Source organism: Nocardiopsis nanhaiensis (genome assembly GCF_054778635.1).
The window spans coordinates 1-13,699 of the sequence record NZ_BAAGZJ010000090.1; the positions used below are offsets into that span (position 1 = coordinate 1).

General features: G+C 70.1%; 13 protein-coding genes. 7 read left to right on the forward strand and 6 right to left on the reverse strand.

What is annotated here, in order from left to right; all coding sequences use genetic code 11:
* The first annotated feature begins 466 nt into the window (after positions 1 to 466).
* Complete coding sequence (locus tag ACYVD1_RS29225; RefSeq protein ID WP_460777734.1) at positions 467 to 1,342, forward strand: AraC family transcriptional regulator; 876 nt, start codon at positions 467 to 469, stop codon at positions 1,340 to 1,342.
* A complete protein-coding gene (locus tag ACYVD1_RS29230; RefSeq protein ID WP_460777735.1) occupies positions 1,339 to 1,737 on the forward strand; it encodes a VOC family protein in 399 nt (132 codons plus the stop codon). The genes ACYVD1_RS29225 and ACYVD1_RS29230 overlap by 4 nt, the downstream gene beginning before the upstream one ends.
* A gap of 45 nt (positions 1,738 to 1,782) precedes the next feature.
* Here ACYVD1_RS29230 and ACYVD1_RS29235 read toward each other — a convergent pair whose 3' ends face one another.
* Both ACYVD1_RS29235 and ACYVD1_RS29240 read right to left on the reverse strand, forming a co-directional pair.
* A complete protein-coding gene (locus ACYVD1_RS29235) occupies positions 1,783 to 3,447 on the reverse strand; it encodes an ABC-F family ATP-binding cassette domain-containing protein (RefSeq protein WP_460777736.1) in 1,665 nt (554 codons plus the stop codon).
* Between the two features lie 306 nt (positions 3,448 to 3,753).
* Complete coding sequence (locus tag ACYVD1_RS29240) at positions 3,754 to 4,002, reverse strand: SHOCT domain-containing protein (protein WP_460751200.1); 249 nt, start codon at positions 4,000 to 4,002, stop codon at positions 3,754 to 3,756.
* A gap of 182 nt (positions 4,003 to 4,184) precedes the next feature.
* On the opposite strand from ACYVD1_RS29240, the gene pabB reads away from it, so the two are divergent.
* Positions 4,185 to 6,239, forward strand: coding sequence for an aminodeoxychorismate synthase component I (gene pabB / locus ACYVD1_RS29245; RefSeq protein ID WP_460777737.1), 2,055 nt, complete (start codon positions 4,185 to 4,187; stop codon positions 6,237 to 6,239).
* Between the two features lie 7 nt (positions 6,240 to 6,246).
* Here pabB and ACYVD1_RS29250 read toward each other — a convergent pair whose 3' ends face one another.
* On the reverse strand, positions 6,247 to 6,474 hold the full coding sequence (locus tag ACYVD1_RS29250) for a DUF397 domain-containing protein (protein WP_460777738.1): 228 nt from the start codon (positions 6,472 to 6,474) through the stop codon (positions 6,247 to 6,249).
* Entirely contained in the window at positions 6,474 to 7,331 is an 858-nt protein-coding gene (locus ACYVD1_RS29255) for a helix-turn-helix domain-containing protein (RefSeq protein WP_460777739.1), read from the reverse strand. The genes ACYVD1_RS29250 and ACYVD1_RS29255 overlap by 1 nt, the downstream gene beginning before the upstream one ends.
* A 223-nt stretch (positions 7,332 to 7,554) precedes the next feature.
* Here ACYVD1_RS29255 and ACYVD1_RS29260 point away from each other — a divergent pair, with 223 nt between their 5' ends.
* Positions 7,555 to 7,914 carry a hypothetical protein gene (locus ACYVD1_RS29260; RefSeq protein WP_460777740.1) on the forward strand — a complete coding sequence of 120 codons (360 nt, stop codon included), beginning with the start codon at positions 7,555 to 7,557 and terminating at the stop codon, positions 7,912 to 7,914.
* Positions 7,915 to 8,019: 105 nt separating this feature from the next.
* Positions 8,020 to 9,519: an amidase gene (locus ACYVD1_RS29265; protein ID WP_460777741.1), complete on the forward strand. Its 1,500-nt coding sequence runs from the start codon at positions 8,020 to 8,022 to the stop codon at positions 9,517 to 9,519.
* Positions 9,520 to 9,528: 9 nt separating this feature from the next.
* Here the strand turns inward: ACYVD1_RS29265 and ACYVD1_RS29270 are convergent, their stop codons facing one another.
* Complete coding sequence (locus ACYVD1_RS29270; RefSeq protein ID WP_460777742.1) at positions 9,529 to 10,731, reverse strand: erythromycin esterase family protein; 1,203 nt, start codon at positions 10,729 to 10,731, stop codon at positions 9,529 to 9,531.
* A gap of 58 nt (positions 10,732 to 10,789) precedes the next feature.
* On the opposite strand from ACYVD1_RS29270, the gene ACYVD1_RS29275 reads away from it, so the two are divergent.
* Positions 10,790 to 11,539 (forward strand): TioE family transcriptional regulator, encoded by a 750-nt coding sequence (locus ACYVD1_RS29275; protein ID WP_460777743.1) that lies wholly within the window; start codon positions 10,790 to 10,792, stop codon positions 11,537 to 11,539.
* 88 nt (positions 11,540 to 11,627) lie between these two features.
* On the opposite strand, the gene ACYVD1_RS29280 is transcribed toward ACYVD1_RS29275, so the two are convergent.
* Positions 11,628 to 12,587 (reverse strand): NADP-dependent oxidoreductase, encoded by a 960-nt coding sequence (locus ACYVD1_RS29280; protein ID WP_460777744.1) that lies wholly within the window; start codon positions 12,585 to 12,587, stop codon positions 11,628 to 11,630.
* Positions 12,588 to 12,657: 70 nt separating this feature from the next.
* Here ACYVD1_RS29280 and ACYVD1_RS29285 point away from each other — a divergent pair, with 70 nt between their 5' ends.
* Positions 12,658 to 13,620: a GlxA family transcriptional regulator gene (locus ACYVD1_RS29285; protein WP_460777745.1), complete on the forward strand. Its 963-nt coding sequence runs from the start codon at positions 12,658 to 12,660 to the stop codon at positions 13,618 to 13,620.
* Positions 13,621 to 13,699 lie beyond the last annotated feature (79 nt).

Consider the following 13,699-nt stretch of genomic DNA (forward strand, 5'->3'; position numbering starts at 1 on the left):
TTCGGTGGATGCTGCCCGTCGAGAAGGTGCTGCGCCGTAGGCGTCCGTTGAGGGTTGGTGGCGGGCGACGGGCGGGGGTGCTGCGCCGTAGGCGTCCGTTGAGGGTTGGTGGCGGGCGACGGGCGGGGGTGTCCAGTGGTGCTGGCACAAGGCCGAAGAAGGAGTTCCCCTACTGTGCTCTGCCTCGCAAGCTCGGCAGCATCGCACAGCGGGGGCCCGCCCGGGTTTGGCTGTCGACTGAGAGATGCGCAGTGCAAGTGCCGCTGGGGCGACGCGCAGCAGGGTACGTGCCCGCCGCACATGCCCAAGCAGGCCAGCGCCCCTGTCTCACCTTCCGTCAAGCTCCCAGTCGGAGCTTCTGGGGGCGGAGAAGGGGCACATGGGGTACGTGGGAGGGGGTGACCGTCACCGGTCACCCCCTCCCCGGTCTATGGGACTCGCGCGGAGGCGGTTGTAACCTGACACCGTGGACGGCGGGGAACTGGGCCCGGCCTGGGATTTCGCTCTGGCGGCCCCGAACAGCGCACCGGGGGTGGCCACGATGGTCGGCTACCGGGGTCTCGACGTGCCCGACACGGTGCACCTCGGGCTCCCGTCAGCCTCCCTGACCTTCATCCTCAGCCTTGACCAGGGGGTCGAGGCCGCCGAAACTCTGGACAGGGTGGCCTACGCGCGGCCCAATCCCGTACTCCTCAGCGGCCTGCACCTGAGGGCGAGCCACGTCCACCAGCGCCCGGGGCAGGCGGGGGTCCAGCTCGCCGTGCACCCGCTCGCCGCCCGCACCCTTTTCGGCGTACCGGCTTCTGAGCTGAGCGTCAGCGACTACGACGGCGCGGCACTCCTCGGCCGACGTGCGGCCCAGGTCCAGGCCCGCCTGACCGGAGCCAAGGGGTGGGACGAGGCGTTCGCCCTGATCTGCCGCTACCTCATCGAGCAGCACCGCGACAACGAGGACGCGGCGCCGCGACACGAGGTACTGCACGCCTGGCACCTGCTGAGACGTACACACGGACGCTTCCCGGTGGGGGAGCTCGCGCGTGAGGTGGGAGTGAGCGCGCGCCACCTGGGCACGCTCTTCCGGCGCGAGGTCGGCCTGACACCGAAGAGCGCCGCTCTGCTCATGCGCTTCGAACACGCTCGGGCCCTGATGACCGAGAGCGTACGCCGACACGGCCGTGTCGACCTGGCTCGCGTGGCGGCCGGGGCCGGGTACGCCGACCAGGCACACCTGAGCGGGGAGTTCGTCCGCTTCGTCGGCGCTCCGCCGAGGACCTGGCTGGCAGGGGAGTTCCGAAACATCCAAGACGGCGCTCACATCTCCAGCGCAGAATGGGTCGCATGAGTAACACGAATCCCACCGTCTGGGTGACACTGCAAGCCACCGATGCTCCCAAGCTCATCGACTACTACGTCGAGACCTTCGGTTTCGTCGTCGCCGCCCGGCACGACGACGGCGACACCGTGGCACACGCCGAGCTCCTGTGGCCCGAGGGCAGCGGCGGCCTCATGCTGGGCTCCCACCGCCCCGGTCGCGAATGGTCGCGTGCGCCCGGGACCGCGGGTACCTACGTCGTGACGTCGGACCCGGACGCCCTGTACGAGAGGGTGGTCGCCAGCAGGGCCGACGTCATCATGGCCTTGGGAGACACCGATTACGGATCGCGCGAGTTCGCGGTGCGCGACCCTGAAGGAAACCTGTGGTCGTTCGGCACCTACCCGGGCGAGCCGATGCCCTGATTCCGGGCCCGGGGCCACCGCGGTGACCCCGGGTGGTCGGTCAGGTCAGGCAGGGGAGTCGGCCCCGAACAGGTCGCGCACCTCCTCGGCGGTGGTTTCCCGCAGTTCCCCGTCGAGGAGGAGCCAGCGGTTGATGCCGACCGCCTCCAGGAAGGGTAGGTCGTGGCTGGCCACCAGGAGCGCACCCTCGTAGGCCGCCAACGCTCCGGTCAGCTGCCGCACGCTGGACAGGTCCAGGTTGTTGGTCGGCTCGTCCAGCATCAGCAGCTGCGGGGCCGGTGCGGCGAGCATCGTCGCCGCCAACGACGCCCGGAAGCGCTCACCTCCGGACAGTGTCCCCGCGACCTGCTCGGCCCGCGCCCCCTTGAACAAGAACCGCGCGAGCTGGGCCCGGATGTGCTGGTCGGTGACGCCCGGGGCCAGTCGGGACACGTTCTCGAAGACGCTCAGCTCCTCGTCCAGGACGTCCAACCGCTGCGGAAGGAACCGCAGGGGTACCGACACCTTGGCCTCACCCGACACCGGGGCGCTCTCCCCGGTGATCGTGCGCAGCAGGCTGGTCTTGCCCGCCCCGTTGCGCCCGACCAGGGCGATCCGCTCGGGGCCGCTCACCAGCAGCTCCCCCTCGGCCAGCCGCCCGAACCGAGGCCGCAGCCCGCTGAGCGCCAGAACCGCGCGACCGTTGGGGACCGCGGTGTGCGGCAAGTCCACCTTGATCTCAGCATCCTGGCGGACCGCGTCGGCCGCCTCCTCCCTGCGCTCGCGCGCCTCGTCGAGCCGGTCCTCGTGGATGCCGCGGAGCTTGCCCGCGGACTGCTGGGCGGACTTCTTCAGCTCGTTGGCGACGATCTTCGGTATCCCGCCCTGTGCGTCCAGCCTCCTGCTCTGACGCTGCCGTTTGGCCAGTTTGAGCTGGGTCTCCTCCAGTTCGCGCTTCTGTCGGCGCAGGTCTGCGTCGGCGGCGCGCAGGGTGCGTTCGGCCGCCTCCTGCTGGACCGCCAAGGCGTCCTGGTAGTCGGACCAGCCGCCCCCGAAGATCGTCACGGCGCCGGTGCGCAGTTCGGCGATGCGGTCCACGCGCTCCAGGAGTTCCAGGTCGTGGCTGACCACGATCAGGGAGCCGGAACGCCAGGTCTCCACGGTCTCGTACAGGCGGCGGCGGGCGTACAGGTCGAGGTTGTTGGTCGGCTCGTCCAGCAGGAGCACGTCGGGGCGCTCCAGCAGGACCGCGGCCAGGCGCAGTAGGACGGTCTCGCCGCCGGAGAGCTGGTCGACGGTGCGGTCCAGCTCGATGCCGTCCAGGCCGAGTGAGCCCAGGGTCGCCAGGGTGCGCTCCTCGATGTCCCAGTCGTCACCGACGGTCTCGAAGTGTCGTTCCGAGGCGTCCCCGCCCTCGATGGCGTGCAGTGCGGCACGTTTCGCGGCGATACCCAGGGCGTGGTCGACCCGCATACCGGTGTCGAGCGTGACGTTCTGCGGCAGGTAGGCGAGGCTGCCGCCGACGGTCACCGAACCGCGGGCCGGGGCCAGCTGGCCGGCCAGCAGCCGGAGCAGGGTGGACTTTCCAGCGCCGTTGGTGCCGACCAGGCCGGTGCGGCCCCTGCCCAAGGTGAGGGACAGGCCGTCGAAGACGACGGTGCCGTCGGTCCACTGGAAGGACAGGTCGGAGCACGCGACGGCGGCACTCGCGGTGGTGCTGGTTCTTGACATGGGAGTTCTCGCAGACGGAAGCGGTGTGGAAAGGGCTTCGTATGCGAGCACCACGCGGCGGTCAGCCGACAGGGGTGGTGAGAGAGTCCTGGACGATGGGACGGCTCCTACACCGAGGCTCCATGCACGCGACGGGAAAGCCGGATACCGGCGCCGTACCGCGTGATGATCGCGAACCTCAGATGCGCAACGTCCACCTCGTTCGTAGACAACAGGACGAGGAGTACTGTACCCACCCCGCCCCAGGTGTCAACCGTCTTTCGGGGCGCGGAAACCGAATAGGGGACGCGGCGGCTCGAGTGCGGTTCAGTACTCCTCGAGGTCGATCTTGCGCTGGAGGTACTCCTCGCGGCTGATCTCGCCCCGGGCGTAGCGCATCCGCAACTCCTGCGCGGCCGCGTCCAGTGACGGTCGCTCGGGGCGCGGGGGCGGCTCAGCGGCCCGCTTGGTGTAGCGCTGCTTGACGGCCTGTCCGACCTCGGTGACGGTGAGCACGAAGAAGAAGGCCAACCCCATGACGACCACGATGGAGATCGCGGCGACGAAGACGTTCACGGCCCACTCCTTCGACTGCGCGAGGTGCGCTCTACCCCTTGTCCTCCCTGTTTACCCGCCCCGGGGCCGCACCGCCAGGGTTGTGCCGCTGCCCAGGAGGGAACCTCCGCACCCGAGTCCACCCAAAACGCCGTAACCTGGGATATCGCGACCCGGAAGCCACCGCACCCAGAAAGGGCGGGATGCGCGTTCTGCTCGTGGACAACCACGACTCCTACACTTTCAATGTGTTCCAGCTCCTCGCCCGCGTGCTCGGCGAGGAGCCCCGGGTACTCACCAACGACGACGTGCGCTGGGCGGACTTCGACGCCGCCACGGTCGACGCCGTGGTCCTCTCCCCGGGGCCGGGCCGCCCGCAGACCCGCCGCGACCTGGGGCGAATCCCCGAGCTGCTGGAGCACACCCGCATTCCGGTGCTGGGGGTGTGCCTGGGACATCAGGCGATCGCCCACCTGGCCGGGGCCGTCGTGTCTTCGGCGCCCGAACCCCGGCACGGCCACCTGACCCGGGTGCGGCACAGCGACAGGGGGCTCTTCGCGGGACTGCCGCAGGACTTCACCGCGGTGCGCTACCACTCGCTGGCCGTCCCCGAACCCCTCCCGGAACCCCTGGTCGCCACCGCCTGGGCCGAGGACGGCGTGGTCATGGGTCTGGAACACCGCGAGCTCCCGCGCTGGGGCGTGCAGTTCCACCCCGAGTCGATCGCCAGCGAGCACGGCGCCGACCTGGTCGCCAACTTCCTCGACCTGGCACGGGACCACCTGCCGCGCACCGGCCCGGCGGCGCCCACCGCGTCGCCCCGCAGCGCCCCCGCGGAGGCGTCCACGGCCCCCGCAGCCCCGGACGCGCCCGCACCCGGCATCCACACCGCGGAGCTGCCGTTCGCGGTGGACACCGAACGCGCCTTCGCTCACCTGTACGCCGATGCGGACCACGCCTTCTGGCTGGACAGCTCCCGCCCCGAGGGCCCCGCCCGCTTCTCCTTCCTGGGCGAGGCATCCGGCCCCGAGGCCGAGGTGCTCACCTACGACGTCGGGGACGAGGGCGTGCGCGTGCGCTCCGCCACCGGCACGCGCGTCGAACCCGGGAACGTGTTCGAGGCACTGGAACGGCGTACCGGCCACCCGCTCCGCGACACCGGCCTGCCCTTCGGCTTCACCGGCGGATACGTGGGCTACCTCGGCTACGAGCTCAAGGCCGACTGCGGGGCCGCCCGCGCGCACACCGCCGCCACCCCAGACGCCGCGTGGATGCGCGCCGACCGCTTTATCGCCGTCGACCACCACGAGGACCGCACCTACGTGGTCTGTGTAGACGGTGCCCCCGACGCACAGGCCTGGGTCGAGGCCACCCACTCCGCGCTGGTGGACCTGCCCTCGCTGCCCGAACCCGCTCCCTCCGCGCCCCCCGTCGACCTCCCCGGCCTACTGGAACGCCCACGGGAGGGGTACGTGGACGACGTCAAGGCGTGCCTGGGCCACCTCACCGAGGGCGAGAGCTACGAGATCTGCCTGACCAACCGGGTGCGGCTGCCCGACCTCGGCGGGGGAGACCCCCTGGACTTCTACCGCCGCCTACGGGCGGCCAGCCCCGCCCCCTACGCGGCGCTGCTGCGGGTGGGCGGAGTGACCGTGCTGAGCGCCTCGCCCGAACGGTTCCTGCGCGTGGACTCCGAGCGCGTGGCGGAGAGCCGCCCCATCAAGGGCACCGCACCCCGCCACCCCGACCCGGCCACCGACACCCGTGCGGCCGCGGAACTGCGCACCGGCGCCAAGACCCGCGCCGAGAACCTGATGATCGTGGACCTGCTCCGCAACGACCTGGGGAGGGTGTGCCAGGTCGACAGCGTCGACGTGCCCGCCTTCATGTACACCGTTTCCTACGCCACCGTGCACCAGCTGGTCTCGACCATCAGGGGGCGGCTGCGCCCCGAGGTGTCCACCATGGAAGCCGTGCGCGCCTGCTTTCCGGGGGGTTCGATGACCGGGGCGCCCAAGCTGCGCACCATGGAGATCATCGACCGTCTGGAGTCCTCCGCGCGGGGGGTGTACTCGGGCGCGCTGGGGTACGTGTCGCACACCGGCGAGGCGGACCTGAGCATCGTCATCCGCACGGCTGTTCATGCCGGGGGAGAGGTCACCGTGGGCGCTGGGGGAGCGATCGTGCTGGACTCCGACCCCGAGGACGAACACGAGGAGATGCTGCTCAAGGCGGCGGTTCCAGCCCGAGGACGGTGAAACCCCTTCAGCGCGCCGTGACGGCCTGGAGGAGCGCGGTCCAGTCGTGGGAGGGGAAGGCGAGGGCGGTGTGGTCGCGGTTGCGGGAGTCGCGCACGGCGTAGCAGGCCTGATCGAACACCTGGCCAGCCTCGACGCACTGGCCGCCACCATTCTCGCTGTAGCTGCTGACGTGCCATCCGACCTCAGGCAGCCCCCGGGGGAATGTGGTCCGGGCCGACTTGGCGGTATTCATTACAACTCCTTGCTCAGCGCCGCTACGAATGCGGCCGAATCCGCCCCGTCTAGGGCAGAATCCCATAGTTGATCATAGCGTTCGGCTGTCTCGTCAGTGTCCGGTTCCTCTACGTAGACACTGCCTTGAGGTGTCTCCACATAGGCCACATCAGGATAAGGATCATGAATGACGTAGAGCTTGATGTCTCTGGTAGGGCAGGTGCGAGCAGCGCCGTCGAAAGTGAGCACCCTGAGGTGGACGTTGGGTCGTTCTGAGCACTCGACCAGGTGAAGCAGTTGCTCCTTCATACCTGAAACTCCGCCCACGATGCGCCTGAGTACGGCCTCGTCAACGATCGAGCGGATGACCGGCGGCTCGTCGCGTTCCAGAAGCTCCTGACGCTTCATTCGCAGCATGACGAGGTGCTCGATCTGATCGTGGTTCGACTGCCCACTCACTGCTTCGTTGACCGCTCGAGCGTAGTTTTCGGTTTGCAGGAGGCCGGGGAGAAGGGCGTTGTCGTAGAGCCGGTGTTCGGTGGCTTGCTCTTCCAGCCAGACGAAGTCCACGAACCATTGATCGAACTCTTTCGCGAAACCGTCCCACCAGCCACTTTTCCAGGCATCGTCGCTCATGCGGAGCATGCCTTCGCGGGCTTGAGCGTCAGTCACGTTGTAGAGGTCCAACAGGGCCATCACGTCAGGGCGACGGATGGGGTAGATGCCCGACTCGACGCGGCTCACGGTCGCTGTAGTGCGCTGGAGGAACTCAGCGGGTGCGTCCAGCGTGAGCCTGCTGGCTTCGCGGAATTCTCGCAGGCGCCTCCCCAGCCACTGGCGTCGCAGGGTGACCTTCGCGCCCGACTTCTTTGCCACACCAACCCCCTATAACACCCATAGGTTCACAATCAAGACCTATGGCTTTCTTGCTGATGCGTAATATTGCTTTCGATTGGATCACATGCCACTCTAGCCCTAAGTGAGGTGTGAGTCACTGCCGGATTCTCGGGGGGAGGCTCATGCCGCAGTCGAAACGGCCCGGGCGAGCTCGATGAGTTGGTCGCTCTCCTCACCCGGACCGCCTTCCCCGGAGGTGCGCATGAACAAGTCAAACGACCCCGGTTCAACCACTGTTTACCACGACAGGCCTAGGCCCAACGAGGTCGTCCACAGGGGCGAGCTCGACCCCGACATGGACGGCATGCTCACCGAACTCCAGGTGGAGCGCCGCATGGAGCGGATCCGCGAAGGGCTGACCGGGGCTGGCTTCAGCGTGGAGGTCAGCAAGGACGACCGCTGGCAGTTCGTCGTGCGGAACGCGGAAGGGGACAACTCCGCGGTTCTGGACTTCGACGACTGGGGGCAGACCGTCCTGGAGGCCTCGCTCTGGGCGGAGGAGCACACGCCTCCCGCTGACATCGTGGCCTGGGTGCGCAGGGCCTTCCCCGGTGCGAGCTGAGAAGAGCGGCCGGGGCGGGCTCGCCCGCCCCGGGGTTCCAACCCGTCAGTAACAACAGGCCCACAGAAGCTAGAACGCGTTCCAGTCCGGTGTTAGGTTCCGGGCATGCGAGTTGACGAGTACCTCAGACACGACGCTGTCGGGCTGGCCGAGCTGGTGCGGAACAAGGAGACCACCTCCGCCGAGCTGCTGGAGGCGGCCATCGAGCGGGCCGCGCAGGTGGACCCCGCCCTCAACGCCATCATCCTCCCCATGTACGAGGAGGGTCGCCGCCTCGCCGCGGCCTCCCCCGAAGGCCCCCTCGGCGGGGTTCCCTTCCTGCTCAAGGACCTCTTCCAGGACTACGCGGGCTTTCCCACATCTGGGGGTAACCGGGCCCTGCGGCACGTCCCGGTCGACCAGCACGCCGAGGTGGTGCGCCGCTGGCTGGAGGCGGGACTGGTGCCCTTCGGCAAGACCAACACCCCCGAGTTCGGCGCCAAGGCCATCACCGAGTCCGTCGAATTCGGCCCGGCCCGCAACCCGTGGAACCTCGGCCACACCCCCGGCGGGTCCTCGGGCGGCTCAGCGGCTGCGGTGGCGGCCGGTATCGCACCCGCGGCCGGGGCCAACGACGGCGGCGGATCCATCCGCATCCCCGCCGCCTGCTGCGGGCTGTTCGGCCTCAAACCCGGACGCGGCCGGGTTCCGTTCGGACCGAACTGGGGCGAGCCCATGCACGGCGCCTCGGTCAACGGGGTCGTCACCCGCACCGTGCGCGACAGCGCCGCGCTCCTCCAGGCCATGGCGGGCCCCGAGCCCACCTCGCCGTACCCGATCGCGCCGCCGGAGCGCCCCTACACCGAAGAGGTCGGCCGCGAGCCGGGGAGGCTGCGGATCGGCTTCACCGCCCGCTCCCCGCTGGACACCCGGGTGCACCCCGAAGCGGTACGGGCGGTGCGCGGGGCCGCCGCACTGCTGGAAGGCCTGGGCCACGAGGTGGTGGAGGCCGAACCGGCCATCGACGGCCGGGCGCTGACCGAGGACTTCGTGACGCTCTGGTACGGCTCCATGGCCGCCCTGGTGGACGGGATCAAGGCCGACACCGGCTGCTCGAGCGACGCCTTCGAAGCCGACACCCTCATGCTCGCCGCCATGGGACGGGCCCACACCGCCGCCGACTACGTCCGGGGCAACGAGCGCTGGAACGAGCACGTCCGCAGACTCGCCGACTTCCACTCCCGCTACGACCTGCTGCTCACCCCGACCATCGCGGGCCCACCGGTGACCATCGGCCGCTTGGACACACCACCGTGGCTGCGCGCCGCCCAACGCCTGCTGGTGCGCACCCGTACCGAGCGGGTCGTCACCGCCACCGACATGGTGACCACCGAGGTGATGAACAACCTCACCGCAACCCCGTTCACGATGACGGCCAACCTGACCGGGACGCCCGCCATGTCGGTCCCCCTGCACTGGACGGAATCCGGCCTGCCGCTGGGCGTGCAGTTCATCGCCGCTTCGGCGGGCGAGGGGCTACTGCTGCGGCTGGCCGCCCAGCTGGAGGAGGCCAGCCCTTGGGCGGAGCGCCGACCGACCGCGGTTGGCTTCCCCGCCGGTGTGTGACCCGCGGAGTCAGCTCTCGACGGCATCCTTGACGAACACGATCCCGTCACTGGCGGCCAGGTGGGTCGGGTCGAAGGGGGCGTAGCCGAACCAGGGGGACACGCGCCGCTCGGGCAGCATGTCCCCGAGGGCGCCTGCCAGCCGCCGGGCATCGACGACACAGCGCTCCTCCGGGAGCGCGTACAGGAGCCCTTCGAGGGTGTCCGGCGGCGGCGTGTCCACCCCTCGGTGCCGGATCGTGCCCAGGGCCGTGGACACGAAGGCGTACTGCCCGCCGATCCGGGCGCTGACCAGGGCACCGGCGCTCCACCACTCCACCGGCCCCTGCCACATGTCCATCGAGCTCTTCTCCCGCTGGAAGTGGGCGTTATGGGCGAAGGCCAGCACCGGTCCGCGCCCGGCCAGGGAGAGGAGGTTGTCGGCCATCATCCGGTCCCGCACGCTCAGCAACCGGTTCATGCGCCAGGGCGAGGTGTCGGCCATGCAGCGGTGGTAGCGGAGCAGGCCGACCGCGGTGCGCCCGTACAGCCGCGCCCGCTCCCAGTCCTCCCTCGAGGCGGCCGTGATCAGGTGCGGCGCCTGTTCCTCGAGCAGGGCCGCCAGATCGTCGGCGATCAACCGCAGCTGACCGGACGCAGCCGACTGCCCCACGGACTTGGCCGGGTCCATCATCGCGTCAGGGTGGGTCCAGAGCTGGTCCGCGCCGAGCAGCTGGTCGAGTGTCTGCGCGGTGCAGGGGAGCAGGTCCGCGTCCACGTGCTCCGCGAGGAAGTCGTGGAGTGCGGCCAGGGCCTGCCGGGGGCTCGCGGCCCCGGTGATCTCCAGTGGGCCGTCGAACCCGGCGAAGCGGACCTGCTCGGAGGCGGGTCGGTCCTCGTTGTGGGCGCGCATCCAGCGCACGAGTGCGCGGTTGGCCTCGGAGTCACCGAAGCCGTGGCTGAACCCGCGCTCCATGGCCTCGTCGAGGGTGCCCGCGCCGGAGGTGACGTAGGCGTCCACGAGCAACCCCGTCAGGCAGTCGCTCTCGATCGCGATGGTCCGGTAGCCCTCCTGCTCCACGAGCCCCCGGAAGAGGTCGTTGCGGACCTCGCGCAGGGTGTCCTCGCCGTGGGTGGGCTCGCCCAGGGCGAGGATCCGGGGTCGGCCCGGGAGCAGCGCCTTGACGGCAGCGGCTTCGACGGCGTGTGCCGTGTCCTTGATGTCGATATCCATGCCTTCAACGATATCGTTGAACCAACGGTGGAGACTTAAGCGCGTTATCATCGCGATCATGGCAGAAAAGCTTCAAAACAGGTCGCGGCTCCGGCCGATCGATCTGGCACGCGGGCACGGACTGTCCACCCAGGCGGTCAGGAACTACGAAGCGGACGGCATCCTTCCGGAGGCCGCCCGCACATCCCACGGCTACCGCACCTACACCCCGCTGCACGCTGCGGCCCTGAGCGCGTTCCTGGCCCTGGTGCCCGGCCACGGCCACCAGACGGCGACGTCGATCATGCGGTCCGTGAACCAGGGCGCGGCCGAGGAAGCGTTCCGCCTCATCGACGAGAGCCACGCCCAGCTCCTCGACGACCGGCGGACCCTCCAAGCCGTGGAGAGCGCTCTTGGCGACCTCGAGCCGAAGGCGGCACGCGCGAGCGGCACGGCCGCCAGACCCGCCCCGGAGCGCACCAACGGCGACACCTTCATCGGGCCGCTGGCCCGGCAGCTCGGGATCCGGCCCGCGACACTGCGCAAATGGGAGGGCGCCGGGTTGGTGCGCCCGCACCGCGACCCGCACACCGGCTACCGCGTCTACGACGAGGCCGCCGTACGGGACGCCCGGCTGGCCCACCAGCTCCGGCGCGGCGGCTACCTGCTGGCACAGATCGCCCCGCTGATCGACCAGGTGCGGACCGCGGGCGGGCTGGAGCCGCTGGAGGCCACGCTGTCCGACTGGCACGGTCGGCTCTCCGCCCGCGGCCGGGCGATGCTGGCCGGGGCCGCGGAGCTGGAGGCCTACCTCCGCCAGCGGGCGTGACCCGGCCCGGGACTGCCCCCGGATCGACCGGGGGCGTTCCCGGGCCAGGCCCTGACCACCGATAGCCACTGGCCCCGGCACCCCTGGGTCAGGACGGCACGGTCAGGACGATCTTGCCGGTGGTGCGGTCCCGCTCGCCCAGGGCGTGCGCCTTGGCCGCTTCGGCGAGGGGAAAGGTCGCCTCCACGCTGGCGCGCAATGCACCCCGGTCCACCAACTCGGCGATCGCGTTCATGCCCTGGTGGTCGGCCTCCACCAGCAGCGTCTCCACCCGGACCCCCGCACGCGCGGCCTTGGCAGCCTCGTCCGGGTCCTGTCCGGGCAGGATCGACACCAGGGTCCCGCCCGGGCGCAGCACGTCCAGGGAGCGGGCCCGGGTGTCCCCGGAAATGGGATCCAGGACCACGTCGACGTCCTTGACCGCCTCGGTGAAGTCGACCTCGCGGTAGTCGATCACCTCGTCGGCGCCGAGCTCGCGCAGGAACCCGTGCTTGGGCTTGCTGGCGGTACCGATGACGTACGCGCCCAGGGACTTGGCGATCTGCACCGCCACGTGCCCGACCCCGCCCGCGGCGGCGTGGACGAGCACCCGCTGCCCCTCCTGCACACCGGCGGTGTCTGCCAGCGCCTGGTAAGCGGTGAGGGAGACCAGTGGCAGGGCACCGCCCTGGACATGGTCGATCCCGTCGGGCTTGTGCGCGAAGGCCCGCGCGGGCCCGGTGACGTACTCGGCGTGCGAACCGACCCCGTGCGGGTAGGGCAGCATCCCGAAGACCTCGTCACCCGGTTTGAAGAGCGTGACGCCGTAACCCACGGACTCCACGACCCCGGATACGTCCCAGCCCAGGACGAGGGGGAGGCGGTTGAGGAACAGCCCGCCCGCGCGGTGCTTCCAGTCGGTCGGGTTGACCCCGGCGGCGCGGACCGAGACCAGGATCTGGCTGGGGCCCGGTGCGGGTCGGGGCAGGCGGACCTGCTGGAGAACGTCGGGCCCGCCGTGGCTTTCCTGCTGGATGGCGACCATGGTCGCACTGTCGTCGTTGGTCATACTCCCAGGTTGCCGGGTCTGCCCCCGGCCGCGCCATGGCATGATTGTCATCTTTGGATAGGATCGTGCCATGGCTGTTCCACACCGTGTCGCGGTCCTGGCCCTGGAGGGCGTCTACCCCTTCGAACTGGGGATGCCCGCCCGGGTCTTCGGTGCCGTGGGCGAGCACCGGTACGAGGTGTTGACCTGTGGCATCGACGAAGGTCCGGTACGCACCAACGCCGACTTCAGCATCACCGTCGAGCACGGTCCCCGCGCCCTGGCCACCGCCGACACCGTGGTGATCCCGCCCTTCGACTGCGAGCTCCTCACGCACGAGCTGTCGCCCGATCTCGTGGCCGCGCTGGAGTCGGTGCGGCCGGGAACGCGCGTGGTGTCGATCTGTACCGGGGCGTTCGTCCTGGCCAGCGCCGGATGGCTGGACGGGCGCCCGGCCACGACGCACTGGGCCCTCACCGAGCAGTTCCGGTCCTGGTTCCCGCGGGTCGACCTCGACCCCGACGTGCTGTTCGTCGACGACGGCGACATCCTGACCTCGGCTGGGGCAGCCTCGGGCATGGACGTGTGCCTGCACCTGGTCCGCACCGACCAGGGGAGCGAGGTCGCCAACCGGGCGGCCCGGGCGTGTGTGGTGCCGCCCTGGCGCCACGGCGGCCAGGCCCAGTACATCGAGCAGCCGGTGCCCGAGGACGGGCGTGAGGGGACCGCCGCCACACGCGCCTGGGCACTGGAGCACCTGACCGAGCCACTCACCCTGGCCGCACTGGCCGAACACGCGCACATGAGCCTGCGCACCTTCATCCGCCGGTTCAACGAGGAGGTCGGGATGAGCCCGGGGAGGTGGCTGACCCAGCAGCGCGTGGTGCGGGCCCGCCACCTCCTGGAGTCCACCGACCTTCCGGTGGACGACATCGCCGGGCAGGTCGGCTTCGCCACCGGGACGTCGCTGCGCCAGCACATGCGCGCCGCGATCGGCGTGTCCCCCCTCACCTACCGGCGCACCTTCCGAGGGGCCATGGCCGACGCGCACTGAGGTCAGGGCCCCGAAACGGTGTCCCATCAGGATCCCGATGGCCGACATAGGGTGCCTCATTGGCAAATCACTACCGAGG